Source organism: Allobosea sp. Root381 (assembly GCF_001429395.1).
Taxonomy (GTDB): Bacteria; Pseudomonadota; Alphaproteobacteria; order Rhizobiales; family Beijerinckiaceae; genus Allobosea.
On the sequence record NZ_LMJT01000001.1, the window covers coordinates 328,226 to 352,492 of the forward strand.

A 24,267-nucleotide genomic window follows, 5' to 3' on the forward strand; every position below is an offset into this window, starting at 1 on the left:
TCGAGGCATGAGCATGCGCGACGGCGTCATCGAAGCAATCGGCAACACGCCCCTGATCAAGCTGAAGCGTGCCTCGCAAGCGACGGGCTGCACCATCCTCGGCAAGGCCGAATTCATGAACCCCGGCCAGTCGGTCAAGGACCGCGCCGCGCTCGCCATCATCCGGGACGCCGAGAAGCGCGGGCTGCTGCGGCCAGGCGGAGTCATCGTCGAGGGCACGGCCGGCAATACCGGCATCGGCATAGCGCTGGTCGGCAATGCGCTGGGCTACCGTTCGGTGATCGTGATCCCCGAGACGCAGAGCCAGGAAAAGAAGGACATGCTGCGGCTCGCCGGCGCGACGCTGGTCGAGGTTCCAGCGGTCGGCTACGTCAACCCGAACAACTATGTGAAGGTCTCGGGCCGCCTCGCCGAGGAACTGGCGAAGACGGAACCCAACGGCGCGATCTGGGCCAACCAGTTCGACAACGTCGCCAACCGCCAGGGCCATGTCGAGACCACCGGACCGGAGATCTGGCAGCAGACGGACGGCAAGGTCGACGGCTTCATCTGCGCGGTCGGCACCGGCGGCACGCTCGCCGGCGTCGGCATCGCGCTCAAGGGCTTCGACCCGAAGGTGCGGATCGGCCTCGCCGACCCGCTCGGCGCCGCGCTGCATTCCTATTACACCACCGGCGAGCTGAAGGCCGAGGGTTCCTCGATCACCGAGGGCATCGGCCAGGGGCGCATCACGGCCAATCTGGTGGATGCGCCGATCGACGTCTCCTTCCAGATTCCGGACGAGGAGGCAGTTCCGCTGGTCTTCGAACTGCTGGAGCATGAGGGGCTGTGCCTCGGCGGCTCGTCCGGCATCAATGTCGCCGGCGCGATCCGTATGGCGAAGGAGATGGGGCCCGGCCACACCATCGTGACGATCCTCTGCGACTACGGCACGCGCTATCAGTCGAAGCTGTTCAATCCCGAATTCCTGCGCTCCAAGAACCTGCCCGTACCCGGCTGGCTGGAGCGGGACGGCGCGGCGCTGAACAAGGTCGTGGCGCGGGTGATGGGCTGAGCGACGGCGGCGCCGGGAACCGACACCCCTTCCCGGCATTGATCGGGCATGATCGACCATACCGGCTTCGTCGTCACCGACCTGCAGAAGGCCCGTCGCTTCTACGACGCGGTCGCGGCTGCGCTGGGCCTCCAGACCGCCGATAACGGCCCGGAATCGTTCGTGTTCGGGAAGAGCGCGGAGGAGCGCATCCCCTATCTCTGGATCGGCATCAGCCGGCCGTCCTATTGGGCGCCGGGCTCACGCGCCGGGCTGAACCAGACGCATGTCGCCTTCGTCGCCAGGGACGAGGCGATGGTCGATGCCTTCCATGAAGCAGCGCTTTCGGCCGGCGGTCGCGACAATGGCCCGCCCGGGCCCCGCCAGGGCGCGGGCAATTATTACGGCGCCTTCGTCCTGGATCCCGACGGCAACAATATCGAGGCCTGCTTCAGGTGGTGATCACGACACGCGACGCTCAGAGCCACTTCTTCCAGCGGAAGAACAGGTAGGGCAGCACCGCGAAGAGGATCATCAGCCCGATCGCCAGCGGGTAACCCCACTGCCAGTCCAGTTCCGGCATCGTCTTGAAGTTCATGCCGTAAATCGAGGCGATCAGCGTCGGCGGCATCAGCGCCACCGAGACGACCGAGAACAGCTTGATGATCTTGTTCTGCTCGATCGAGACCAGGCCCAGCGTCGCATCGAGCATGAACTGCAGCTTGTTCGACAGGAAGGTGGCGTGCTCCTCGATGGCCTGCACGTCGCGCACCGCCGAGCGCCATTCGGCCGAAAAGCCGCTCTGCGCCTTCTTCGGCCGGGCATAGTTCGCCGAGAGGAAGAGCAGCACGCGCTCGATCGAGACCATGCTCTCGCGCACGTTCGAGATGATGTGCTCGTGCTGGCCGATGCGCTGGATCACGACCTGGTAGACGCCGCCATGCTCGACATCCTGCCCGCGGCCGGCGAAGACGCGGCGCGAGGCCATGTCGATCTTGTCGCCGACGCCGCGCAGCACTTCAGCGGCGCGGTCGACGATCGCCTCGATCAGCCCGTCGAGCACCGCTTCAGGCAGCAGCCCGCAACCGCCCGGCTTGGCTGCCCGGTTGAGGAAGATGTTGAAGGCGCCGGGTTCATCGTAGCGCACCGTCACCAGCGCCTTTTCGGTGAGGATGAAGGTGACGTCGGCCAGCTTCGGCACGATGGTCTCGGACTGGCAGATGACCCGCGCCGTCAGGTAATGCGCGCCGTTCTCGGTGTAGATGATCTCGGAGGGCTCGAGGTCATGCATCTCCTCGCGGGTCGGAATCGAGACGCCGAGATGCCGCTCGACGCGCCGGTCCTCCTCCTGGCTCGGATTGAGCAGGTCGATCCAGATGGCATCCGCCGGAAAGGGTTCGTCCGGCGGCAGCACGGTGTGGCGGAGCTTGTCGCGCGCATCGGGACAAATGCCGTGGATCGTCAGCATGGCGCGAATCTCGCTGTTCCGCGGATCGGAGGCGGCAGGAACGCTCATCCCGCCGGCATGTCAAACCGATGAAACGCCCCTGCGTTCCGGCGCCGCCATGGCGATCAGCGTGGGATGGTGTAGCACCCGGGCCGGCTACCGTCGGCATCGGTGAAGCCATAGGCGCGGGCGAGGTCTGCGACATGCAGCACCTGTCCGGCATGGCGCGCCACCGCGGCATCGGCGGCGAGCGCCGCCACCGCCCGCCCGGCATAGAGCGGCGTCTCGGTGGTCGCCTCCGCCAGCCCGGCATCGCGGACTCGCTCGGTCAGGACATGACCGGGCGAGAGGCCGAGCGCGGTGACGCCGAAGGTTGAAAACTCGGCCGCCATCGCCAGCGTCAGCCGGTTCATCGCCGCCTTGGCGAGATCGTAGAAGACGTCGCCGAGATAGCCGCTAGCCGTATCGAAGGCGACCGTGACGAGCAACCCCTTGCGAGCCTGCACCATCGCCGGGGCGACGGCCCGTGCCAGCAACAGCTGCGCATAGACGCCGCTCTCGAAGCTTTCGCCCAGCCGCGCCGCGGGCCTGCGCCAGAACGGCGTGCCGTAGGCCGAGCCGTCCGGATAGCGCTCGCCGTCATAGCCCTCATTGCCGCCCCAGACGGCATCGACGACGCAATCGAGCCGGCCGAAGCGGCGCAGGCACCAGGCGACCAGCGCATCGACCTCGCGCTCGCTGGTATGGTCGCAGCGATAGGGATGGCCCTTTCCGCCCGCCGCCTCGACCTCGCGGGCCGTGTCCTCGAAGGTCTCGGCGCGCTGGTCGGTGCGGGGGCCGGCTTCGCTGGAGCGGCCGGTGACGACGACGGTCGCGCCCGCCTCGCCGAGCGCCCTGGCGATGCCGCGCCCCAGCCCGCGCGAGGCGCCCGCGACGAGGCAGATATGGCCGGCGAGCGCGGGAGCGACGGTCACGATGAAGCTTTCGACGGAGCTGGCCAGGCGCGGCGCGCTTCCCTATAGACACCCTCCCCGCGCGAAGGAGCCCGACGATGGACAGAACGCATGTCGCCGCCTGCTGGGAGGCCAATGCCGAGACTTGGACGCAACATGCGCGCGCCGGCTACGACCTCTATCGCGACGCGCTGAACACGCCCGTCTTCCTGGCGAACCTGCCGCCGATCGCCGGTCTCCGAGGCCTCGACATCGGCTGCGGCGAGGGCGGCAACACCCGCAAGCTCGCCGAGCGCGGCGCGCGGATCACCGCCATCGACATCGCGCCGACCTTCATCCGCCATGGCCGCGAGGCGGAGGCACAGGCGCCGCTCGGCATCACCTATCTGGAAAGCGACGGCACCGCCCTGCCCTTCGCCGACGAGAGCTTCGACTTCGCCACCGCCTTCATGTCGCTGATGGACATGCACCGGCAGGACCTCGGCATCGCGGAGGCGGCGCGCGTGCTCAAGCCCGGCGGCTTCCTGCAGTTCTCGATCCTGCATCCCTGCTTCGCCCCGCCGAACCGCAAGGTCCTCCGCGAGGGCGACGGCACCGTCACCGGGCTGCTCATCAGCGAATATTTCAGCGACCCGGCCGGCGCGGTCGAGGTCTGGCGCTTCGGCGCCGTGCCCGAGCACGAGAGGGCGGCGAGCGCGCCCTTCCGCGTGCCGGTCTTCCACAAGACGCTGAGCGAATGGGTCGCCTTCATCGTTGCGGCCGGGCTCGTGATCGAGCACATGGCCGAGCCGCGGATCGATCCCGAGACCGCCGCGCGCGAGCCCTATCTGGCCGACACGCTGATGGCGCCGCTCTTCCTGCATATCCGCGCCCGCAAGCCGGCGGGTGCCTGACCGGAGCGGCGCAGCACTCACGCCGCGAAGACCGCGGCTGCATCCTCGACCGCCCCTGCCCCCTCGGTGATCGCCAGTTCGAGCGCCGGTGCCTCGGTCGCCAGGATCTCGGCGAAGAAGCGGGCGGTGGCGACATCGTCGGCGCCGTTGTCCTCGGCCCGGCTCGCCAAGGCTTTCCGCGCCAGGCTGGTGCCGCCCTGGGCCAGGGCGAAGAGCTTGAGATAGGGCGTCGCGCCGGCCAGCGCCTCGGCCTGGCGCGTGCCTATGCTGCCCAGCATCCATTCGGTGGCGCGTTCGAGCGAATCCACCGCGGCGCCGAGGCGGGCGGCGCTGCGGCCGAAGCCCGGCGCGTTCGCTCCCTCCAGCTCGGCGACCACGGCGCGCATCTCGGCGATCAGCGCCAGCACCGCCTCGCCGCCGGAGAGCGGCAGTTTGCGCAGCACGAGGTCGATCGCCTGGATGCCGTTGGTGCCCTCGTAGATCGTCGCGATGCGGGCGTCGCGGAGATGCTGGGCCGCGCCGGTCTCCTCGATATAGCCCATGCCGCCATGGACCTGGATCCCGGTGGAGGCGACCTCGACGCCGATATCGGTGGCATAGGCCTTGGCGATGGGGGTTAGGATCGCGCAGCGCTCGCTCGCCGCCTTGCGCTTCTCGGCGTCAGGCTCGCGGCGCGAACGGTCGAGCGCGGCGGCGACGAGATAGGCGATGGCGCGCGCCGCTTGCGTCTTGGCGCGCATCTCCATCAGCATGCGGCGGATGTCAGGATGGACGATGATCGGGCTCATGCCTGCGCCTTTCGGCGCATCGAGCGCCGCGCCCTGGCGTCGTTCGCGCGCAAAACCGAGCGCCTGCTGATAGGCCCGCTCGGCAATGGCGACGCCCTGGATGGCGACGTTGAGGCGGGCATTGTTCATCATCGTGAACATGCAGGCGAGGCCACGATTCTCCTCGCCGATCAGCCAGCCGATGGCGCCGTCCTTGTCGCCGAAGGCCATCGAGCAGGTCGGCGAGGCATGGATGCCGAGCTTGTGCTCGATACCGGAGCAGCGCAGATCGTTGTGAGCGCCGAGCGAGCCGTCGGCATTGACGAGATATTTCGGCACCAGGAAGAGCGAGATGCCGCGCGTTCCGGCCGGAGCATCCGGCAGGCGGGCCAGCACCAGATGCACAATGTTCTCGGTCAGGTCGTGCTCGCCATAGGTGATGAAGATCTTCTGGCCGGTGATGCGGTAGGTGCCGTCCGCCGCGCGCTCGGCCTTGGAGCGAAGCGCGTTGAGATCCGAGCCGGCCTGCGGCTCGGTCAGGTTCATCGTGCCCATCCACTCGCCCGAGACGAGCTTGGCGAGATAGGTCTCCTTGAGATGCTCCGAGCCATGGGCATGCAGCGCCTCGATGGCGCCGACGGTGAGCAACGGCCCGAGCGCGAAGGCGAAGGCGGCCGAGTTCCACATCTCGGTGCAGGCGGATTGCAGCAAGGCCGGCAGCCCCTGGCCGCCATGCTCCTCGGGCGCCGGCAGCGCGTTCCAGCCTCCTTCCGCCCAGGCGGTGTAGGCAGCCTTCCAGCCCGGCGGCGTGGTGACGACGCCGTCCTTCAAGGTCGAGCCATGCTGGTCGCCGATGCGGTTCAGCGGCGCGATGACGTCGGACGCGAACTTCGCCGCCTCGTCGAGCACGGCCTCGGTCACGCCGCCGTCGAGCTCCGGCGCTAGGCCGTCCGCGACAAGCTGCTCGAGGCCCGCGACATGGCGCAGCGTGGCGAGAATATCCTCGACCGGGGCGCGATAGCTCATCTTCGTTTCTCCCTGGCGGCGGTCCGCCCGGCGGTTCTCAGGCCTGCCGAGCCTGCCCGCCGGCCTTCGTGCCAGCATCGGCCGATACCGCTTTAGACGTTGCCGCGATGGTAGCGAGGAACTATCCCCGATGCCACGTGCCAACGGCGGGCGATCTTCGTAGCCGCCGCAGTTAGTTTAGTTGTAAACCATCCACGGTCAATCGAGGCCGCCGGGGTGGCGGACCTCGGAGACGAGCGTTGGGTCAGGAACTGCCGAAGCAAGATCCGGCCGGGCGGCAAGCGGGCCGCATCACCGAGCGGCTTCCGGCCGATGCGGCGGGCATCCTGCGCGCCGCTGAGTTGCTGCGGCTGGGCGGGCTCGTCGCGCTGCCGACGGAGACGGTCTACGGCCTCGCCGCCGATGCGACCTCAGGTGCGGCCGTCGCCGGGATTTACGCGGCGAAGGAGCGGCCGAGCTTCAATCCGCTGATCTCCCATCTGCCCGATGTCGCCGCCGCCCGCCGCCAGGGCCTGTTCGACGCCAATGCGCTGGCCCTCGCCAAGGCCTTCTGGCCGGGCCCGCTGACGCTGGTCGTGCCGGCCGCGCCGGCCTGCGAAGTCAGCGAGCTGGCCCGCGCCGGCTTGCCCTCCGTCGCCCTGCGCGTGCCCGCCCACCCGCTCGCCCATGCCGTGCTGGAGGCGGTGGGGCGCCCGATCGCCGCCCCTTCCGCCAACCGCTCCGGCCGGATCAGCGCCACCAGCGCCGAACATGCGCTGGCCGATCTTGACGGGCGGATCGATGCGGTTCTCGATGGCGGGCCGACCGAGGTCGGGCTCGAATCGACGATCGTCGCCTGCCTCGGCGGCGCGCCGCGCCTGCTGCGCCCTGGCGGCGTGCCGCGCAGCGCGATCGAGGGCGTGATCGGTCGCACGCTCGTGCTTGCCGGCGAAGCCGGCATGGCGCCGATCTCGCCCGGCCTGCTCGCTTCGCATTACGCGCCGGCGGCACAGGTCCGCCTGAATGCGGAAGCGCCGCGGCCCGGCGAGGGCTGGCTCGGCTTCGGGCCGGAACCGCAGAACTTCCCACATGCGCTCAATCTCAGCCCGAGCGGCGACCTGGTCGAGGCCGCTACCAACCTGTTCGGGCATCTGCGCAAGCTCGACGCCCTGGCCCGGCCTTCCATCGCAGTGGCTCCGATCCCCGAGCATGGTCTCGGCGAAGCGATCAACGACCGGCTGCGCCGCGCCGCCGCCCCGCGCTGAGATACGCATGAACGGCCTTGCATCGGCGCAAGATTTCCGCTTGCCTTCGCCGGATCGAGGATGCCGCCGCCGATGCACGCCAATCTCGCCTGGGACGATTTCCGACTGGTCAAGGCGATCGCCGACCATAACGGGCTGACGGGCGCCGCCGCGGCGCTCGGCGTCAACCACTCCACGGTGTTCCGCCGCCTCGGCCAGATCGAGGAGTGTGTCGGCCAGCAGCTCTTCGAGCGGCGCAAGACGGGCTATGTCGCAACCGCCGCGGGCGTCGAGATGGCCGCGCTGGCGGCGCGCATGGATGAGGACGTCACCGCCTTCTCGCGCCGGCTGGCCGGGCGGGATGTCGCGCCGTCGGGCGAGTTGCGCATCACCACCACCGACACGCTCCACCAGAACGTCCTGCTGCCAATCTTTGCGGATTTCCGCCGGGCGCACCCGCTGATCCGCCTCGACATCGTCATGGGCAACCAGGCGCTCAACCTGTCGAAGCGCGACGCCGACATCGCGATCAGGGCGAGCGACACGCCGGGCGAGACGCTGGTCGGCCGGCGCATCGCCGACATCGCCTGGGCCATCTACGGCCGCACGGACGACGGCGTCAGCGCCGAGGAGATCATCGACCCGACGCTGCTCTACAAGCGCGACTGGGTGGCGCTGGGCGACCAGCTCTCCCATGTGAAGGCGGCCCGCTTCGTGCGCGAGCATGTCGCGCCGGAGCGGATCGCGCTGAAGAGCTCCGCCGTGCTCGGCATCGCGGAGGCGGTCGAGCAGGGTCTCGGCATCGGCCCGGTGCCCTGCTTCATCGCCGATCAGCGGCCGAGCCTGATGCGGCTGCTTCCGCCCAACCCGGATTTCTCGACCGGGCTCTGGGTCCTGACCCACCCCGACATCCGCCACGCGCCGCGCATCCGCGCCTTCATGGATTTCTGCGGCGCGGAACTCGCGCGCCGGCGGGCGCTGTTCGAGGGAACCGGGTGATCGTGGTGGTCAGGGCGGGCCGAGCTTTCCCGGCACGGGCTGCGCGACGGGAGACCGGGCGAGCCCGCTCTGCCGCGTAACAGGGGCTCAGATCTCGATATCCACCGGGATGTTTCTCAGTCCCTTGTCATAGGCATCCTTGAACCGGTCGAAGCCATGGCTGCCGCCATTCACCCGGCGGCGCGCGCTCCTCAAATCCCCCTGCGCGAGCGCGACGCGGATGGTATCCTCGTTGTTCGCCAGGAACTGCGCCAGGATGAGGCCGGCGATCCTCGAATCATTGGCGAGTTCCGGCTGGCCAACGAGGTCCTCGCCGATCTGGCCTCCAATCCGGGTGTAGTTGTCCCGCCCTGTCAGTTGGACGAAGCCCCGGCCCTTGAAGCGTGCACCGTCACCAGGCTCGATATTGCCGAGCTCCCTGCCCTTCTCTGTCCCCGGATCGTATCTGTCGAAGGGCTCCCTTTCGGTATTGTACCGACTCTGGAACTCGTCGATGGGCACGAAGGCTTCGCTTTCGGCGCGTATCGTTGCCAGCGCCATGAGCAGCATCTCGCGATCTGCGAGGTCGCAGGCCCGCAACCCCTCGACGATGCTCGGCAGATGCGTCCTGATGTTGCCGCGTGGGGTCGCCGGCACGAAGAGCCGTGCCACGAGTTCCGGCGTCAGCGTCGCGGTGCGTCCCGACGCGGCGAACGATGCCCAGCCGCTGTCCGGCGGGCTGCCCGCGGCCGGCGCTCTCAGGGACTCGACGGCAGCCTGGAGCTGCGATGCCTGCGAACTGAGCTGGGCGGCGAGGCTCGTCACCGCCAGCGAGGCCACGGCATCGGCGCGAGCCGGCCAGGGCGGGACCGCTACATCAGCAGCGCTCGCCGGGCCGGCCTGGGCCGCCGCGAATGGCGCCTTTTCCATGAAGCCTTCGACGAAGTCCGCCCCGGCGTAGCCGGCCGCGGCCAGGCCGAGCAGTGTTTCGAGGCTGAAACCGGCCGGGCCGAGCAGGTCCCTGATGCCGAAAACCAGCGCCGCCAGCACGCCCGCGATGAAGCCGATCATCAGGCTGACGAACATTCGGCTGGCGACGAACCCGTCCTGAGTTCCCGGCGGCTGCGTTGCGTTGGCGTCGTGGAGCTTCTTCAGCCCCACGATCGTCCGCGCGCCCTGCCCGACAAGTCCCATCAGCCCCGCGAGCACCAAGGTGCCGAGCAGATTCGTTGCTTCCATGGCTCCCCCCATGATTGCGCGTCGCTGTTACGCAATCATGGGTTGTATCATTAATCAATGGCAACTTTGGGGGATGCACCTGAGTGCGCCCAGCCGATCACCCGATCTCGACGACGACCCGCCCGCGCACCTTGCCGTCGAGTAGCGCCCTGGCGGTTTCGACCACGTCCGCGAGCGGGATCGTCGTGGTCATCAGGGCGAGCTTTTCGCGATCGAGGTCGCTAGCTAGACGCGCCCAGGCTTCCAGACGGCGCGGCTTCGGGCACATCACCGAATCGATGCCGAGCAGCGAAACGCCGCGCAGGATGAAGGGAGCGACCGAACTCGGCAGATCCATGCCCTGGGCGAGGCCGCATGCGGTGATGGCGCCGCCATAGCGCGTCATCGAGAGGACGTTGGCCAGCGTGTGCGAGCCGACCGCGTCGACGCCGGCAGCCCAGCGCTCCTTGCCGAGCGGGCGGCCGGGCGCGGCGAGTTCGGCGCGGTCGATGATCTCGGCGGCGCCGAGGCCCTTGAGGTAATCCGCCTCCTCAGGCCGCCCTGTCGAGGCGATGACATGCCACCCTGCCTTCGCAAGCAGGGCCACGGCGACGGAGCCGACACCGCCGGCCGCGCCGGTGACGACCACCGGGCCGTCGGCCGGTTTCAGCCCGTGCTTCTCCAGCGCCAGCACGCAGAGCATGGCGGTGTAGCCAGCGGTGCCGATCGCCATCGCCTCGTCGGGGTTCAGGCCGGCGTGCAGCGGCACCAGCCAGTCGCCCTTGACCCGACTCTTCCGGGCATAGGCTCCGAGATGCGTCTCGCCAGTGCCCCAGCCGTTGAGGATGACGAGATCCCCCGGCTTGAAATCGGGGTGCTCGGAGGTTTCGACACGGCCGGCGAAGTCGATACCGGGGATCATCGGCCAGCGCCGGATCACGGGCGCCTTGCCGGTGAGGGCCAGGCCGTCCTTGTAGTTCACCGTCGAATGCGTGACGCGGACGGTGACGTCGCCTTCCATGAGCTCGCTCTCGGCGAACTCCGTGAAGGTGAGGTCCGGGCCGGCCTCGCCCTTGGTCGCGACAAGGGCCTTGAAGGTGGACATGGCAATCTCCGGTATTGGGCTGAACGGTACAGACCCTAACCCGGCACGGCACCAGGCGTCATTCTCGGGCTTGTCCCGAGAATCCCGTGGAGGAGATGCTCGGGTCGAGCCCGAGCATGACGGATCTCACGCCGGCTGCGGCACCGTGCGTTCGACCGGTTTCTCGACGATCGGCAGGTTGATCAGCGCCGAGACGACACCAAGCGCGACCGAGAGCCACCAGACGATCTGGTAGCTGCCCATCTGCTCGTAGAGCAGGCCGCCGAGCCAGACGCCGAGGAAGCCGCCGACTTGATGCGAGAAGAAGGCGAAGCCGTAGAGCATCGCCATGTACTTCGTGCCGAACATCAGCATCACCAGCGCCGAGGTCGGCGGCACGGTCGAGAGCCAGAACAGGCCGATGACGATGCCGAACGAAATCGCGGTCAGCGGGCTCGGCGGCAGCATGATGAAGACGGCGATCGCGACGGCGCGTCCGAGGTAGATCCAGGCCAGCAGATGGCGCTTCGGCATGCGCGTCGAGAGCCAGCCCGAGGAGAGCGAGCCGACCGCATTGGCGAGGCCGATCACGGCGAGCGTCCAGCCACCGACCCAGGCGGGCAGGCCCATATCCTTGAGATAGGCCGGCATGTGCACGGTGATGAAGGCGAGCTGGAAGCCGCAGGTGAAGAAGCCGAGCACGAGCAGGACATAGGAGCGGTGCCGGAAAGCCTCGCCCAGCGCCTGCGCAATCGTCTGGTTCGGCAGGTTCGCGGCAGCCTGCAGGCCGCTGCCGAGCTTGCGCGTCGAGAGCAGGATCGAGATCGGCAGCACCGGCAGCAGCGTGAAGGCGAATATCACCAGCGCCTGCTGCCAGCCGAGCGTATCGATCAGGATGTTGCCGATCGGCGGAAACAGGAACTGGCCGAAGGAGCCGGCGGCCGTACCGGCGCCGAAGGCCATCGGCCGCCACTGCTCCGGCAGCAGCTTGCCGAACGCCGCGAGCACGAGGTTGAAGGAGCAGGCCGAGAGGCCGAAGCCGATCAGCACGCCGGCGCCGAAATGGAGCTGCAGCGGGGTCGTGGCATAGGCCATCATGACGAGCCCCGCCGCATAGAGCAGCGCGCCGACGCAAAGCACCTTCACGGTGCCGTAGCGGTCGGCGATGGCGCCGGCGAAGGGCGCGCCGAGGCCCCAGAGCAGGTTCTGGATGGCGATGGCGAGGCCGAAAGTGTCGCGCCCCCAGCCGAACTCGACCGTCATCGGGATCTGGAACAGGCCGGCAGAGGCGCGCGGGCCGAAGGTGATCAGCGCTACGGCACAGCCGGCGGCCAGGATCAGTTCCGGAGCATAGCTGCGCCCCCGGGCGGAACTCGGCGCGACACTCATGGCGAATCTCCGGAACCTGATGTTAGGTCGTGTGCCTGCACGTTACTGCCGATCGCTTTGTTGCGACAACGCGAATTCGTGGCATGGCGCATCACGCGCTCGCATGGAAAAGGCTGGTTGCCGGCGGCCCACCAACCTTGCCAGCCCTTCATCCAGCGAGTCTGGCCGGAATTACGTCGTACACCTTCAAGACTCTGCCCGCCATTGTTCCCCGCGTGGTCATTCCGGGCGCAGCGGAGACCCGGAATGACCACGCGGATGATGACCGCCCGTCGCACATTCCTGTTATAGCCCGTGTACTTTTCCGGCCAGCCCCGCAGGAGCCGGCCGGACGAGCCGGCGACGTTTCCCCCCGTCCGCGTTAACCACCGCTCAACCCTACCGGGGCGATAACGGAATCATGCGAATGCGCACCGTCCGTGCGCGGGCTGCACCGCATGTTCCAGATCGGGTGAGCGGGTTTGAGTCATTTGCGTTTGCGCAGGCGTACGAGACGCATCGGTTCGGTCGGCCTCAAATGGGCGCTGGCGACGGTCGCGCCCTGGGCGCTGTCGGTCGGGATGCTGGTCTCCTTCACCGCTTCCGCCGGCCAGAACTTCAGCCTCGACGCCCTGCCCTCCACCGCCCTGCTGCGTTCCGAGCCCGGCTTCGCTTCCGAACTCGAGGAAGGCCCCTCGATGCTGGTCGCGGCGAGCGCCTTCCGCCTGCCCGGGCTCTCCCTCTCCTCGGCGATCCGGCAGGCGCATCTCTCCTTCGACGATCCGGAGCGTCGCGTGGTGATCGATCCGCGCCAGCCGCGCGAGGACATGAAGCGCTCCGCCGGCGACTTCCCGAAGGTCGACCGCAAGGCGAAGGGCGATGCCCTTCCTCGCCTGCGGCCGAGCATCTCGGCGAAAGCCCCGCGCGAACTCGAGCGCGTCGTCTTCGGTGACACCCAGCCCGGCCTGATCTCGGGCGGCTTCTCGCTCGAGGCGATGCGCGAGGCCGACATCAGCGGGCCGCCGGTCGGCTTCGAGCCCCTGCCGGAAGACCAGGGCCTCACCGATCCGGCCGTGTCGGATTCCTCCCCCGATGCGCTGCGATCGTCCAACGGTTCCGAGCACCCCTATGGCAATGTGCCGCGCACGATCGACGGCGCGACGCCCGGCATCCTGCCTGCGATCGCGCAGGGCTCGTCGACGCCGTCTGTCTCCTACAGCGTGACCACGCTGGTGCCCGCGCCCTTGGAGCCGGCGGAGGATTCCGGCCTCATCGCCGGGGCACCTTCCTCGTCGGAGCACCGCGTCGCCAAGGCTCAGCCGGGCGGGCGCGATCACTATACCGGGCTGATCGCCGCTGCCGACATGGCCAAGCAGCAGCGCTGCCTGGCGGAAGCCGTCTATTTCGAGGCGCGCTCGGAATCGGAAGACGGCCGCGCCGCGGTGGCGCAGGTTGTGCTCAACCGCGTCAAGAGCGGGCTCTATCCCGACAGCGTCTGCGGCGTCGTCTACCAGAACAGCCACCGCTATCTCGCCTGCCAGTTCACCTTCACCTGCGAAGGCAAGTCGCTGCGCATCACCGAGCCCGGCCCCTGGCGCGCCGCGGTCCGCATCGCCCGCGAGGTCTTCGAGGGCACGACCTACCTGGCGGATGTCGGCGCCTCGACGCATTATCACGCGCAATATGTGCGGCCCTATTGGGCAAAGAAGCTGAAGAAGATGGACACGATCGGCCAGCACGTCTTCTACAAGCTGCGGCCGGGGCAGACCTGATCGGGGCAGGATCGGCCAGGATTGAAACGCCGATCCCTATTGCTGCGACATAATCCACTTCACCAGCGTCTCCGCCTCCTCCGGTGAGACGGTCGGCTGCGGAGGCATCGGCATCTGGCCCCAATTGCCGCCACCACCCTTCACCACCTTTTCGGTCAGGACCTTGATCGCGGCTTCATCCTTGCCGTAGCGCTCGGCCACCGCCTTGTAGGCCGGCCCGATCATCTTCCGCTCGACGGAATGGCAGGCGACACAGTTCTTGCTCTTGGCCAGTTCGGGACTCGCGAAAGCGGGCGAAGATGTCAGGAGCGCAGCAAAAAGGGCTATGCCGAGGTGTCGAAGCTCAACCATGGGCAGGATTTCCATCATGCGCGAGATCCGGGTCGGACGGAATCGCGGAACCCGGTCGAAACAGCCGAAGAACCGGTCAGCCGCGCCGCCGCTATGGCAGGCGCGGCTGCCGATCAGCTCAGTTGGGCTTGAGCTGGTAGACGTCGCCCTGGTCGGTGGCGACGTACATGCTGCCGTCCGGCGCCTGCACGACGGAGCGGAAGCGCCCCGCCGGCATCGGCAAGGACACCGTGCTGCGCTTGGCGGACGCGCCGTCCGGCGCGATGTCGAGAATGTCGAGGCGGTTGCCGACCGGCGTGCCGTGGATGCCAATGCCCATGAACGTCACCACCATCCGGCCGTTCCAGTCCTTCCACTGTGAGCCGTTCAGGAACGCGCATGACGACATGCCCTGCGAGAGCTGCTCGTTGTTCCAGGCCGGCTTCATGGCGTTGGGATAGGTCTTGGTGTCGGTCATCGGCATGAAGGCGGAGCGCTCCTTCGGATCGACCGCGCCCATCTGGTTCGGCGAGTAGCCGCAATAATTGTCGGGGCAGTCGGCGCGCCCGCCGACATTCGGACGCGGATCCCAGCCGGCATTGCCGCCGGCGGTCAGCGCCGTCACCTCGTCGCTGTGCCAGGGACCGTTCTCGGCCGTGTAGGGCTGGTTGCTGCCCGGACGGAAACAGATGCCCTGCGGGTTGCGATGCCCGTAGGTGAAGATGCGCGCATCGAAGCCCTGCGGCGGGTTGTTGCCGGCCGCGGCCTTGCCGTCCCGGTCGATGCGCAGCACCTTTCCGCCGATACGGGTCGGGCTTTGCGGCACCTCGCCGTTATGGGTATCGCCCGTCGTGACGTAAAGGAATCCGTCCGCGGGGCCGAAGCGGAGGCGCCCGCCATTATGCGCGCCCGGATCGCCGAAGGGATGGTTGCTGGGCGCCGGCTTATAGGCGATGTCGGCGACGATATCCTGCCGGTTCGAGACCTTGGTCAGATCGGGACTGACGGTGAGCCGCAGCACCCGGTTGCTTCCCGGCGCCGTCAGGTTCGAGGCCGAGTAGACGTAGATGAAGCGGTTGGTCGCGAAGTCGGGGTCGATCGCCACGCCGTTCATCCCCGCCTGACCGCTGCAGAAGAGGTCGGACGCGGTGTCGGCATAGCCCTTGGAATCCTTCATGCCGAGCAGGGCGTTGACCGCGCCGGACGGCAGCCTTGCCGAGAGGCCGCGGCACTTCTCGGTGAAGAACATCGTGCCGTCGGGCAGGAAGGCCATGTCCCAGGTCAGGTCACGGCCGGCCATGACGGCGGTGCTGGTGAGTCCGGGCGTTCCGCTCGGAGCTTGGGCGCCCGCCGAGCCGGACAGGACGCATGAGGCCAGTAAGGCATAGGGCAACGCGAAGCGAATACGTCGAGTCATCGATGTCTCCTCCGAGTTCGTTAGCCTCCCCGCAGAAAAGGTCCGCGATCCGCCGGACCTCAGCCGAAAACGTTGTTCGGCCGGTCGATTGTTAGGCGCCTGCCCAGGCGGGCGCAACAGCATTCGCCAGAGACGGAAGGCGCCGATTGCACGATCGAGAAGAGCGATCTCTGCGTCAGCATCAGTCTTCAAGTTCGACATCTAAGTTGGATATTGCCGATCACAGGATTTTTCTGGCATCGAGATCGATAACCGGAGGCGGCTCGGCACCCATTTTTGGTCAGAAAACGTCCGTCTGGCCCAGACGGCGCGCGCTGACGATCCGAAACTCCGCGGCATTCGATCTTTCAGCTTCACGTACCGGCAAGCTGCGTGAACGCGGGCCCGTGGAGCACCTTGGTTAATTTTACCTTGTTTTAGCGTTTACCTTGCGTTCACCTCTGGTTCCCGGCCTTCTGGCGTCAACAAGCGACGCCAGCGTCGCGCAAGGTTTGGCGGGGCAGGTTGTCGGCATGACGCGCAAGGTTCTCACCATCTCGGCTTTCACGGCATCCGCCTTCTCGGCGGCGCTGCTTCTCGGCGCCACGACTGCGCAGGCCGATGGCTGCCAGGGCGCCGCCTGCTACAATCTGGTCGAGACCCCGCCCGTCTACGGCACGGTCACGGAAACCAGGCTGGTGCGGAAGGCGCAGACCCGGCGTCGGGTCGTGCCGGCACGCTACGACTACGTCACCGAGAAGGTGATGATCCAGCCGGCCCGGAAGATCCCGGTCCAGGTCGAGGGTCAATACTATTCGATCCAGGAAAAGGTGCTGATCTCGCCCGGCGGCCAGCGCTGGGAAGTCACCACCGATGCCTTTGGCCGCACGACCGGATGCTGGGTCTATGACGAGCCGCAATACGGCTTCCGCCAGCGCGTCGTCGAATCGGCGCCGGCCAGGGTCGAGTACAAGGTCATTCCCGCCGTCTACACGGAACGGCAGCGCAGGGTGATGGTGCAGCCGACGCGGGTCGTGCACGAGACCATTCCTGCCGGATACAAAACCCGCCATCGCAAGGTTCTGGTGAGCCCAGGCTCTCAGCACTGGCAGAGGGCTGGCTACTAGGTTCGACGTTCGAACCCTTTGACTACGGAAAAGACCACTTACACCCCGGCTTACGCCGGGGTTTTTTCGTGGGGTCGCCGTCGTGGTCGAGACGTCCCTACGCCAGCCCGCCCTGCAGCAGCGCCAGCACCCCGACGCCCAGCGCGAAGGCCAGGATGCGCGCGGGCATGGCGATCAGGCTGCCGGGAGAGCGGCCGAGCGCGAAGCCGGCCAAAATCTCGGACAGGCCGAGCCCCAGCAGCACGAGGACGAAGGGAGGAAAGCTCGCAGAAGGCGCGATCCAGCCTGCCGTGACGGCGGCCGAGACGATGGCGCCGAGGCCGGCGCCGAGCGCGATGAAAACCAGCTCGGCGCGCGTGAACCGCATGCTGTGATCAGCGCCGGCGGAAGTTCTGGTTGCGCGGAGGGCCGCCCGGCGCGGGGCCTGCGGTCTTCTGGCGGAAGTTGATGCGGCCACGATCGAGATCGTAGGGCGACATCTCGACGACCACGCGGTCGCCCGCGATCGTACGGATGCGGTTCTTCTTCATCTTGCCGGCCGCATAGGCCAGGATCACATGCTCGTTGTCGAGCTTCACCCGGTAATTGCCGTCCGGCAGCACTTCGACCACCGTACCGTCGAATTCGAGCAGTTCTTCTTTTGCCATACTGTCGTCCTTCGTGTGCCCTTTGGCGCTGGGAACGGGTCGATCGCGAGGATCGACCCTGCCCGCTGTCAGCTCGCTAGCGCGTCAGTTCGCGCGCCGCCGGGCGCCGTTGGTGCGTGGTTGCTGTGTTCTTTGCTGCAAGAACGCGACGCCGCCAAGTCCTTCCTTGGCAGTACCACCTTCTTTTCGCTGGCCCTGCACATCGGAACGCGGCTGGCGGTCCTGGCGCGGAGCGTCATGACGGCCTGCGTCGGGGCGCTGGCCACCACCATTGCCGGGCTTGGCCTGGCGCTGACCTTGCGGCCTGCCCTGGCGGTCGCCCTGCGGACGGCCCTGGTCGCGGCCGCCGCCGCCCTGCTGGCCGCGTCCGCCGCGGCCCTGGTTCTGCGGCGGCTTCTTCGGCGTGCGGCCGTCCCAATACGGCACCTCGCCCATGGGCGTGATGGCGACGCGGGTCAGCTTCTCGATAGCGGCGAGATCGCCCCGCTCCTCCGGCGTGCAGAAGGCGATGGCCAGGCCCGAAGCGCCGGCGCGCGCGGTGCGGCCGATGCGGTGGACATAGGTCTCGGGCACGTTCGGCAGGTCGAAGTTCACGACATGGCTGATGCCGTCGACATCGATGCCACGGGCGGCGATGTCGGTGGCGACGAGAATGCGCAGCTCGCCGTCGCGGAAGGCGCCCAGAGCCCGCTCGCGCTGGCCCTGGCTCTTGTTGCCATGGATCGCGGCCGCCTTGATGCCTGACACCTCAAGCTGGCGGACGACCTTGTCGGCGCCGTGCTTGGTGCGGGTGAAGACGATGGCGCGCTCCATCTCGGGAACGCTCAGCGTCTTCGCCAGCAAGGCAGGCTTGTCGCCGGGCGTCGTGTGGATCACGCGCTGGTCGATCTTCTCGGCGGTGGTCGCGACGGGCGCGACCGAAACCTCGACCGGATCGCTGAGATAGGCGGAGGCGATGTCGCGGATCGGCTTCGGCATGGTCGCCGAGAACAGCAGCGTCTGGCGCTCCTTCGGGATCAGGGTGGCGATCCGGCGCAGCGCATGGATGAAGCCGAGGTCGAGCATCTGGTCGGCCTCGTCGAGGACGAGGAACTCGATCTCGCGCAGCGACACGGCGCGCTGGTCGACGAGGTCGAGCAGGCGGCCCGGGGTCGCGACGAGAATGTCGACCTGCTGGCCGAGCGCGCGGATCTGCTTGCCGACGGGCACGCCGCCGAAGATCACCGTCGACTTGACCGTGGTGAACTGCGCGTAGGTGCGAATCGAGGTCTCGATCTGCGCGGCGAGTTCGCGGGTCGGCGAGAGGATCAGCGCGCGCACCGAACGCGGCTGCAGCCGGCGCGGATTGTTGAGCATGCGGTGCAGCAGCGGCAGCGAGAACGCCGCCGTCTTGCCCGTGCCGGTCTGGGCGGCGCCAAGCAGGTCACGGCCCTTGAGAATCGGAGGGATAGCCTGCGCCTGGATCGGCGTGGGCGTGGTGTAACCTTCGGAGGCGAGCGCCTTGAGAAGCTGCTCGGCCAGGCCGAGGTCGGTAAATTGAGTCAAAACAGGTCTTTCCGGACGCCGCGACGCAAGGGGCACATGTGGGTATCGGCTGTGCCGCCGGATTGCGCCCGGCCTTGAATTTTTGCTCTTCCCTGCCGGCGAACCGCTAAGCCACAGCGCCGGAAGGTGTCTTGATGGTGCGTTGAAAACCGGGCGGGCACACAAGGCGCCGGCCCGATCGACAGAGGGACACGCGTCCTGGCGGACGCCGAATGTCGATCCGTCTCAGTGTATCGGCATCGGATCCATCCGATGCCCTGGCGGCCAGCCTCAGGCGACGGCGAGGTTGCCGGCCGAGGACTTGCCGGTCTTGCGATCGGCGATCAGCTCGTAGGAAACGACCTGACCCTCGACCAGCTCACGCAGGCCGGCGCGCTCGACGGCGCTGATGTGGACGAAGATGTCCTGTCCGCCGTTCTCAGGGGTGATGAAGCCATAGCCCTTGGTGGTGTTGAACCACTTGACGGTGCCCTTGTTCATGAAGGCAATCCTTACGTTTCAGATCCGCGTATGTGGTGAAGACACGACGCGACGCGCGGACGCCTGCCATGGCCTTGTAGTCGATGTGTGGTGGATCTGATTCGTGCCCGCCGACCGGGTGAACCCGCGCGGAGGATTGGCCAGAACCCGGCCGCATCTCGTCTTACATGGGTGGAACTAGCACGAAATGCAATGAGGGTCCAGCGAGGGGCTGGAACCCGGCTCCGCGGGCCCTGTTGTCGCATGAATGGACGGCGCAACAGGAGAACGGCGATGCCGATGAAACTCGCAGGCTCGTGCCGCTGCGGCAAGGTCAGCTTCAGGCTCGAGAGCCATGCGCCCGTGCCGTACCAGCTCTGCTATTGCTCGATCTGCCGGAAGACCGCGGGCGGCGGCGGCTTCGCGATCAACCTCTCCGGCGACGCCCGGACGCTGGACATCGAGGGCGAGAGCGCGCTCGGGCTGTTCCGGGCCGAGATCGTCGACGACGACGGAAACTGCGAGATCTCCTCCGGCGAGCGACGCTTCTGCACGCATTGCGGAACGGCGCTCTGGCTCTTCGATCCGCGCTGGCCCGACCTCGTCCACCCCTTCGCCGCGGCTATCGACAGCGACCTGCCGGTTCCGCCGGAGAAGACGCATATCCTGCTGCGCTTCAAGGCGAACTGGGTCGAGCCGGCGATCGGCGACCGCGACCAGCGCTTCGACGGCTATCCCGAGGAGTCGATCGAGGACTGGCACCGCAAGCGCGGCCTCTGGATCGATTGATCCAAAGCCGGCCCCCTGCCCCGCTCAGCCTTCCTTGGCCTTCACCGCGCCCAGCGCAGCCTGCGCCGCCGCCAGCCGCGCGATCGGCACGCGGAAGGGCGAGCAGGAGACATAGTCGAGTCCGACGCTCTCGCAGAAGCCGATCGAGGCCGGGTCGCCGCCATGCTCGCCGCAGATGCCGAGCTTGATGTCGGGACGCGCCTTGCGGCCGCGCTCGGCCGCGAGCTTCACCAATTCGCCGACGCCCTCCTGGTCGATGGTGACGAAGGGGTCGGCGGCGAGGATGCCCTTGCTCGTATAGGCGCCGAGGAAGGAGGCGGCGTCGTCGCGGCTGATGCCGAGCGTGGTCTGCGTCAGGTCGTTGGTGCCGAAGGAGAAGAACTCGGCGCTTTCCGCGATCTCCTCCGCCCGCAGGCAGGCGCGCGGCAATTCGATCATGGTGCCGACCTGATAACTGAGCTCGACCTTGCTCTCGGCGATGACCTCCTTGGCCATCGCGTCGATCCGGGCCTTGACGAGGTCGAACTCGGGCACGCCCATCACCAGCGGCACCATCACCTCGGGGATGACCGCCTTGCCGGTCTCCTTCGCGGCGATCACCGCCGCCTCGAAGATGGCGCGGGCCTGCATCTCGGCGATCTCGGGATAGGCCACGGCGAGGCGGCAGCCGCGGAAGCCGAGCATCGGGTTGAACTCGTGCAACTCGGCGGCGCGGTGCTTCAGCGCCTCGGGCGTGACGCCGAGCGCGCCGGCGACGGCGGCGATCTCGGCCTCGCCATGCGGCAGGAACTCGTGCAGCGGCGGATCGAGCAGGCGGATCGTCACCGGCAGACCCTGCATGATGGTGAAGAGCTGGACGAAGTCCTGGCGCTGCACCGGCAGGAGCTTGGCCAGCGCCGCGCGACGCCCCTTGTCGTCCTGGGCGAGGATCATCTCGCGCACCGCCTGGATGCGCCCTTCCTCGAAAAACATGTGCTCGGTGCGGGAGAGCCCGATGCCCTCGGCACCGAATTCGCGGGCGGTGCGGGCATCTTCCGGCGTCTCGGCATTGGCGCGGATCTTGAGACGGCGGACCTTGTCGGCCCAGCCCATCAACGTGGCGAACTCGCCGGAGAGCTCGGGCTTCTGCATCTTGACCTCGCCGAGCAGCACCTGGCCGTTGGCGCCGTCGATGGTGAGGATGTCACCGGCCTTGAGCGTGGTCTGGCCGACGGTGAGCGTGCCCTTGGCATAGTCGACGCGGATCTGGCCGGCGCCCGAGACGCAGGGCTTGCCCATTCCGCGCGCAACCACGGCCGCATGCGAGGTCATGCCGCCGCGCGTGGTCAGGATGCCTTCCGCGGCATGCATGCCGTGGATGTCCTCGGGCGAGGTCTCGACGCGGACGAGAATGACCTTGCGGCCGGCCTTCTTCGCGGCTTCGGCGGCATCGGAATTGAAGACGATCTCGCCTGCGGCGGCGCCGGGCGAAGCCGGCAGGCCGGTCGTCAGCACGCGGCGCTCGGCCTTGGGGTCGATCATCGGGTGCAAAAGCTGGTCGAGCGCACCGGGCTCGATCCGGCCGACCGCCTCGTCCTGCGTGATCAGGCCTTCCTGCGCCAGTTCGACGGCGATGCGCAGCGCCGCCTTGGCGGTGCGCTTGCCGGACCGGGTCTGCAGCATCCAGAGCTTGCCCTCCTGGATGGTGAACTCCATGTCCTGCATGTCGCGGTAATGCTTCTCGAGGATGCCGTAGATGCGGACGAGCTCCGCATAGGCCTCCGGCATCTCGTTCTCCATCGAGGGCTTGGTCGAGCCGGCCTCCTTGCGGGCGGCCTCGGTGATGTCCTGCGGCGTGCGGATGCCGGCGACCACGTCCTCGCCCTGCGCGTTGATCAGGAACTCGCCATAGAGCGCATTCTCGCCGGTCGATGGGTTGCGGGTGAAGGCGACGCCAGTCGCCGAGGTGTCGCCCATATTGCCGAACACCATCGACTGGACGTTGACCGCCGTGCCCCAGGCGGCCGGAATGTCGTTGAGCTCGCGATACTTGATCGCGCGTGCGTTCATCCAGGAGGAGAAGACCGCACCGACCGCGCCCCAAAGCTGCGCCTGCGGGTCCTGCGGGAAGTCGCTGCCGAGTTCCTTGGCGACGATCGCCTTGTATTTGGCGACCAGCGCCTTCCAGTCCTCGGCGCCGAGATCGGTGTCGAGGTTGTAGCCCTTGCGCTCCTTGTAGTCCTCGAGCGCCTCCTCGAAATGGCCGTGGTCAACATCGAGCACGACGTTGGAATACATCGTGATGAAGCGGCGATAGCTGTCCCAGGCGAAGCGGGCGTCGCCCGAGGCCTTCGCCACCGCCTCGACCGTTTCGTCGTTCAGGCCGAGATTGAGGACGGTGTCCATCATGCCCGGCATCGAGGCGCGAGCGCCGGAACGGACAGAAACCAGCAGCGGATTGGCCGGATCGCCGAAGGTCTTTCCGGTCAGCTTCGCCATGCCGGCGAGCGCGGCCTCGACCTGCGCGTCGAGCTCGGCCGGAAACTGCCTGTCATTGTCGTAATAGGCGGAGCAGACCTCGGTCGTGATGGTGAAGCCGGGCGGCACCGGCAGGCCCAGATTGCTCATCTCGGCCAGGTTCGCGCCCTTGCCGCCGAGCAGGTTCTTCATGCCCGCCTCACCTTCGGCCTTGCCGTCGCCGAAGGTGTAGACCCATTTCCCGCCAGCCATCACTCAAACCTCTTCATTCAGCCCGGCGCAGCAACGCCGAGGCGATCCAAAAGTTTCCGCGCAGCACCCATCGCGCCCGGGCACCGACGGCAGGGACGGTGCGGTCATGCCGAAAAGCGGATGAACAATCAATGAGCCGGGGGATGATGGCCGCAGATCGCGCTCGACCCTCCGGGCAACTGCAATCTACTCCGGCGTGATCAGCTGAACCGTCGGAAAATAGCTTCGGTAGCGCGTCGCATCGCGCGTCATCAGGCGGTAGCCAGCCACTGCCGCATGAGCTCCGATGAAGAAATCTGGCAGCGGCGAGAGTTTTGCGCCGCCACGCCGCCGATAGGACAGGAAGGACTTTCCGGCGAGGAAGGCGGCCGCATAGGGAACCTCCTCCCGTTCGATCATCTCTTTCGGCAAGGCGGCATCGAGATCCTCGATGCGCGAATAGCGGACCGAAACCTCCGCATAGATGACCGGATTGATGACGAGGCGAGCGCTGTCGGCCGCCTGTTCGAGCGCCTGCGCGGACCACGCAAACCAGTGCGGGTCTTCCGTCATCACATCGAGAAGGACATTGCTGTCGACCAGTATGGCGCTCATTCGGTCTCGCGGGTCAGCGCCATGATGTCTTCGGTGCTCATGGCGACATCGCCACGCCCGCGCAGATGCGCGACGAAGCGCGCCCCACGTCCGGCCTTCTTGCCGGCCTTGGCCCGGACGATGCTGACGACCTTGCCGTCGAACGCGAACGCCACCTCGGTATGGGGCAGCAATCCCGCCCGCTCCCGGATGTCAGCCGGAATCGTCACCTGCCCCTTCGACGTGATGCGCATGGCGATCCTCCTTACTCTTACTGGTAAGAGTAAGGATTGAGGTCGTCCGAGACAAGCCTGCCCGCCGGCTGGCATCCATCTCAGCGCCGCGGCGCCCGCGCCTTCTTCGGCCAGCGCAGGGGCCAGTTGACGATCCTGTCGGGAACGTCGTCGTCGGGCACCTCGTCCTCGTTGCCGTATACGCGGCCGCGCACGGAAACGCCCGCCGCGACCACCGTATCCGGATCGCCCGAGACGAGCGGGTGCCACCAGGGCAGGTCCCGCCCCTCCGCGACCAGCCGATAGGCGCAGGTTGGCGGCAGCCAGGGCAGCGTGCGCACGTCGTGCGGCGTCAGCGTCACGCAGTCCGGCACCTGGACGGAGCGGTTCGCATAGTCCTTGCAGCGGCAGGTGCCGGCATCGAAGAGGCGGCAGCCGATGTCGGTGGCGAGGATCCTGCCGGTATCCTCGTCCTCGAGCTTGACGAGGCAGCAGCGGCCGCAGCCGTCGCAGAGCGACTCCCACTGCTCGCGGTCCATCGCCTCGAGCGGGGTCGTGCGCCAGAATGGCTCGTCGGTTTTTCGGTCGCTGGTCATGCGGCCTTATGCTCTGCCCGGAATTTGGATGGAAGGGCGGCGAAACGGTGGCAACCGCAGCACAGTCCGTCCCGAAACGGCACGGACGCGCTGGCCCGTAA

Annotated in this window: 24 protein-coding genes; 8 read left to right on the plus strand and 16 right to left on the minus strand. The window is 67.6% G+C overall.

The window, feature by feature from the left end:
* Positions 1-7 precede the first annotated feature (7 nt).
* Together ASE63_RS01530 and ASE63_RS01535 are read left to right on the plus strand one after the other, a co-directional pair.
* Positions 8-1,054 carry a cysteine synthase A gene (locus ASE63_RS01530; protein WP_056795416.1) on the plus strand — a complete coding sequence of 349 codons (1,047 nt, stop codon included), beginning with the start codon at positions 8-10 and terminating at the stop codon, positions 1,052-1,054.
* A gap of 48 nt (positions 1,055-1,102) precedes the next feature.
* Positions 1,103-1,495: a VOC family protein gene (locus tag ASE63_RS01535; protein ID WP_056795418.1), complete on the plus strand. Its 393-nt coding sequence runs from the start codon at positions 1,103-1,105 to the stop codon at positions 1,493-1,495.
* 16 nt (positions 1,496-1,511) lie between these two features.
* Here the strand turns inward: ASE63_RS01535 and ASE63_RS01540 are convergent, their stop codons facing one another.
* Both ASE63_RS01540 and ASE63_RS01545 read right to left on the minus strand, forming a co-directional pair.
* Complete coding sequence (locus ASE63_RS01540) at positions 1,512-2,549, minus strand: magnesium transporter CorA family protein (RefSeq protein WP_244491234.1); 1,038 nt, start codon at positions 2,547-2,549, stop codon at positions 1,512-1,514.
* Positions 2,550-2,605: 56 nt separating this feature from the next.
* Positions 2,606-3,454, minus strand: a complete 849-nt coding sequence (locus ASE63_RS01545; RefSeq protein WP_056795421.1) for an SDR family NAD(P)-dependent oxidoreductase — start codon at positions 3,452-3,454, stop codon at positions 2,606-2,608.
* 77 nt (positions 3,455-3,531) lie between these two features.
* Here ASE63_RS01545 and ASE63_RS01550 point away from each other — a divergent pair, with 77 nt between their 5' ends.
* Positions 3,532-4,326 (plus strand): class I SAM-dependent methyltransferase, encoded by a 795-nt coding sequence (locus ASE63_RS01550; protein ID WP_056795423.1) that lies wholly within the window; start codon positions 3,532-3,534, stop codon positions 4,324-4,326.
* 17 nt (positions 4,327-4,343) lie between these two features.
* Here the strand turns inward: ASE63_RS01550 and ASE63_RS01555 are convergent, their stop codons facing one another.
* Positions 4,344-6,119 (minus strand): acyl-CoA dehydrogenase family protein, encoded by a 1,776-nt coding sequence (locus ASE63_RS01555; protein WP_056796545.1) that lies wholly within the window; start codon positions 6,117-6,119, stop codon positions 4,344-4,346.
* Positions 6,120-6,358: 239 nt separating this feature from the next.
* On the opposite strand from ASE63_RS01555, the gene ASE63_RS01560 reads away from it, so the two are divergent.
* Entirely contained in the window at positions 6,359-7,363 is a 1,005-nt protein-coding gene (locus ASE63_RS01560; RefSeq protein ID WP_244491235.1) for an L-threonylcarbamoyladenylate synthase, read from the plus strand.
* Positions 7,364-7,435: 72 nt separating this feature from the next.
* Complete coding sequence (locus tag ASE63_RS01565; protein ID WP_056796551.1) at positions 7,436-8,341, plus strand: LysR family transcriptional regulator; 906 nt, start codon at positions 7,436-7,438, stop codon at positions 8,339-8,341.
* Between the two features lie 87 nt (positions 8,342-8,428).
* Here ASE63_RS01565 and ASE63_RS01570 read toward each other — a convergent pair whose 3' ends face one another.
* The 3 genes from ASE63_RS01570 to ASE63_RS01580 all read right to left on the minus strand — a co-directional run bounded on the left by ASE63_RS01570 (position 8,429) and on the right by ASE63_RS01580 (position 12,011).
* Positions 8,429-9,559 carry a hypothetical protein gene (locus ASE63_RS01570; RefSeq protein WP_056795426.1) on the minus strand — a complete coding sequence of 377 codons (1,131 nt, stop codon included), beginning with the start codon at positions 9,557-9,559 and terminating at the stop codon, positions 8,429-8,431.
* A 97-nt stretch (positions 9,560-9,656) separates the two neighbouring features.
* Entirely contained in the window at positions 9,657-10,643 is a 987-nt protein-coding gene (locus ASE63_RS01575; protein WP_056795427.1) for an MDR family oxidoreductase, read from the minus strand.
* A gap of 126 nt (positions 10,644-10,769) precedes the next feature.
* Positions 10,770-12,011, minus strand: a complete 1,242-nt coding sequence (locus ASE63_RS01580) for an MFS transporter (protein WP_056795430.1) — start codon at positions 12,009-12,011, stop codon at positions 10,770-10,772.
* 476 nt (positions 12,012-12,487) lie between these two features.
* On the opposite strand from ASE63_RS01580, the gene ASE63_RS01585 reads away from it, so the two are divergent.
* Positions 12,488-13,762 (plus strand): cell wall hydrolase, encoded by a 1,275-nt coding sequence (locus ASE63_RS01585; RefSeq protein ID WP_056795432.1) that lies wholly within the window; start codon positions 12,488-12,490, stop codon positions 13,760-13,762.
* A 36-nt stretch (positions 13,763-13,798) separates the two neighbouring features.
* Here ASE63_RS01585 and ASE63_RS01590 read toward each other — a convergent pair whose 3' ends face one another.
* Positions 13,799-14,131, minus strand: coding sequence for a c-type cytochrome (locus ASE63_RS01590; protein ID WP_200962508.1), 333 nt, complete (start codon positions 14,129-14,131; stop codon positions 13,799-13,801).
* Between the two features lie 100 nt (positions 14,132-14,231).
* On the minus strand, positions 14,232-15,509 hold the full coding sequence (locus ASE63_RS01595) for a PQQ-dependent sugar dehydrogenase (RefSeq protein WP_056795436.1): 1,278 nt from the start codon (positions 15,507-15,509) through the stop codon (positions 14,232-14,234).
* A gap of 512 nt (positions 15,510-16,021) precedes the next feature.
* Here ASE63_RS01595 and ASE63_RS01600 point away from each other — a divergent pair.
* A complete protein-coding gene (locus tag ASE63_RS01600; RefSeq protein WP_056795439.1) occupies positions 16,022-16,615 on the plus strand; it encodes a hypothetical protein in 594 nt (197 codons plus the stop codon).
* Positions 16,616-16,712: 97 nt separating this feature from the next.
* Here ASE63_RS01600 and ASE63_RS01605 read toward each other — a convergent pair whose 3' ends face one another.
* The 4 genes from ASE63_RS01605 to ASE63_RS01620 all read right to left on the minus strand — a co-directional run bounded on the left by ASE63_RS01605 (position 16,713) and on the right by ASE63_RS01620 (position 19,287).
* Positions 16,713-16,982: a hypothetical protein gene (locus tag ASE63_RS01605; protein WP_056795442.1), complete on the minus strand. Its 270-nt coding sequence runs from the start codon at positions 16,980-16,982 to the stop codon at positions 16,713-16,715.
* Between the two features lie 7 nt (positions 16,983-16,989).
* Positions 16,990-17,262, minus strand: a complete 273-nt coding sequence (gene infA / locus ASE63_RS01610) for a translation initiation factor IF-1 (RefSeq protein ID WP_056795444.1) — start codon at positions 17,260-17,262, stop codon at positions 16,990-16,992.
* Positions 17,263-17,346: 84 nt separating this feature from the next.
* The gene (locus ASE63_RS01615; protein ID WP_056795448.1) at positions 17,347-18,807 is read right to left on the minus strand and encodes a DEAD/DEAH box helicase; all 1,461 of its coding nucleotides are present in this window, start codon (positions 18,805-18,807) and stop codon (positions 17,347-17,349) included.
* 270 nt (positions 18,808-19,077) lie between these two features.
* A complete protein-coding gene (locus ASE63_RS01620) occupies positions 19,078-19,287 on the minus strand; it encodes a cold-shock protein (RefSeq protein ID WP_056795451.1) in 210 nt (69 codons plus the stop codon).
* A gap of 273 nt (positions 19,288-19,560) precedes the next feature.
* Here ASE63_RS01620 and ASE63_RS01625 point away from each other — a divergent pair, with 273 nt between their 5' ends.
* The gene (locus ASE63_RS01625) at positions 19,561-20,055 is read left to right on the plus strand and encodes a GFA family protein (RefSeq protein ID WP_056795454.1); all 495 of its coding nucleotides are present in this window, start codon (positions 19,561-19,563) and stop codon (positions 20,053-20,055) included.
* Between the two features lie 24 nt (positions 20,056-20,079).
* Here the strand turns inward: ASE63_RS01625 and ppdK are convergent, their stop codons facing one another.
* The 4 genes from ppdK to ASE63_RS01645 all read right to left on the minus strand — a co-directional run bounded on the left by ppdK (position 20,080) and on the right by ASE63_RS01645 (position 24,166).
* Positions 20,080-22,764, minus strand: coding sequence for a pyruvate, phosphate dikinase (ppdK, locus tag ASE63_RS01630; protein ID WP_056795456.1), 2,685 nt, complete (start codon positions 22,762-22,764; stop codon positions 20,080-20,082).
* Positions 22,765-22,950: 186 nt separating this feature from the next.
* Positions 22,951-23,358, minus strand: coding sequence for a type II toxin-antitoxin system VapC family toxin (locus ASE63_RS01635; RefSeq protein WP_056795459.1), 408 nt, complete (start codon positions 23,356-23,358; stop codon positions 22,951-22,953).
* Positions 23,355-23,591 carry an AbrB/MazE/SpoVT family DNA-binding domain-containing protein gene (locus tag ASE63_RS01640; protein WP_056795462.1) on the minus strand — a complete coding sequence of 79 codons (237 nt, stop codon included), beginning with the start codon at positions 23,589-23,591 and terminating at the stop codon, positions 23,355-23,357. Before ASE63_RS01640 ends, ASE63_RS01635 begins: the two co-directional genes overlap by 4 nt.
* A gap of 80 nt (positions 23,592-23,671) precedes the next feature.
* Positions 23,672-24,166, minus strand: coding sequence for a YcgN family cysteine cluster protein (locus tag ASE63_RS01645; protein WP_056795464.1), 495 nt, complete (start codon positions 24,164-24,166; stop codon positions 23,672-23,674).
* Positions 24,167-24,267: the final 101 nt, after the last annotated feature.